The following is a 1094-nucleotide window of genomic DNA, read 5'->3' as shown; positions in this document are numbered from 1 at the left end:
CGACCGTCTGGGGGGAGGGGGGCAGCACCTCGAGGCCCTGGCGCCGGCACCAGGCGGAAAAGTGCTTCCAGTCGGAGGCATAGGCCCGGCGCGTGTTGGCCGAGCTCGCCGCCTCGACATAATTGCGGGCGCGATCGGCCAGCCGTTCCAGATGCGCCGGAAGGGCAGCGGAGGCGGCTTCGGCCCCCTCCCTCACGGCTTCCGAAGTGACGGGAAGGTTTTCGCTACCGGGAGGAAGGATGTTCATCTTCAGGCCGCCTTGATGTCGGTCTGCGAGAAGTCATTGCCCTTGAACAGCAGGGGCTCTCCGGTGAGGGTGGCGAGAGCGTAAGAAAAGCAATCGCCAAAGTTCAGCTTGGCGGAATGCCGGCCTTTCCCATACCGCCGCCACGCCCGCCGCGCCTGATCGGCATGCCCAGCCGAGACTGGAACAATCTCCACGCCAACCTTATGCAGCCAGAGATCAAGCTCGGCGCCGCCGCCATCGCCCAACTTTGATTCGATCCCTATTCCAGCTTCCACCACCGTCGCTGCCGACATCAGCCGGACAGGGTCGGCCGCAATGCGATGCTCAAAGTCGCTGGCCTCCGGCTCATTCAAAAGAACTGCCAGAATGGCGGATGAGTCGATCACCATCAGATCGGCAAGCCGTTTTCATCGTACCCGATGATTTCATCTATACTGCGCGGGTCGAGGATCGGGAGGGCAGATAGGCGGCGCCGAATGGCTTCCATGTCCTCAAGCAGCTTCGCCTTGGTCACGTCGGCATCGACCCGCCGCACCCTATCCTCAAGAGCGCGCCTGGTCGCGAGGGTGATCGTCTCTCCGGTGCGCTCGGCTAGCCTGCGTGCGAGTTTTTCTGTCTCAGTATCTTTGATACTCAGTGCCATGTCGGAGTTCCTTGGTGCCTATTTTTCAATATTCCACCTATATAACACCACCCGCGCACGATTGCACGAAACTCGGGATGCGCATTCTCGTCATGCTGGGCGCTGGATCGTGGGAGAAACTATGGCAAGGCTTCAATGACTTCCCGCCGCCTCAGGGCGCTTAGGAAGGTGCGATTGCTCCGAAGGCCCTAATCGGGTTCTGGG

The 1094-nt window shown here is 61.1% G+C and carries 2 protein-coding genes and 1 pseudogene; all 3 read right to left on the bottom strand.

What is annotated here, in order from left to right; all coding sequences use genetic code 11:
* Nucleotides 1-247: pseudogene (locus CWO89_RS44485) on the bottom strand (integrase); the annotation flags it as partial.
* A gap of 2 nt (nucleotides 248-249) precedes the next feature.
* A complete protein-coding gene (locus CWO89_RS44480) occupies nucleotides 250-636 on the bottom strand; it encodes a type II toxin-antitoxin system VapC family toxin (protein WP_130584415.1) in 387 nt (128 codons plus the stop codon).
* Nucleotides 636-890 carry a type II toxin-antitoxin system VapB family antitoxin gene (locus CWO89_RS44475; RefSeq protein ID WP_130584414.1) on the bottom strand — a complete coding sequence of 85 codons (255 nt, stop codon included), beginning with the start codon at nucleotides 888-890 and terminating at the stop codon, nucleotides 636-638. The genes CWO89_RS44480 and CWO89_RS44475 overlap by 1 nt, the downstream gene beginning before the upstream one ends.
* Nucleotides 891-1094 lie beyond the last annotated feature (204 nt).

The organism is Bradyrhizobium sp. Leo170, assembly GCF_004296405.1.
GTDB lineage: Bacteria > Pseudomonadota > Alphaproteobacteria > Rhizobiales > Xanthobacteraceae > Bradyrhizobium.
This window is presented reverse-complemented; position numbering and strand designations above follow the sequence as displayed.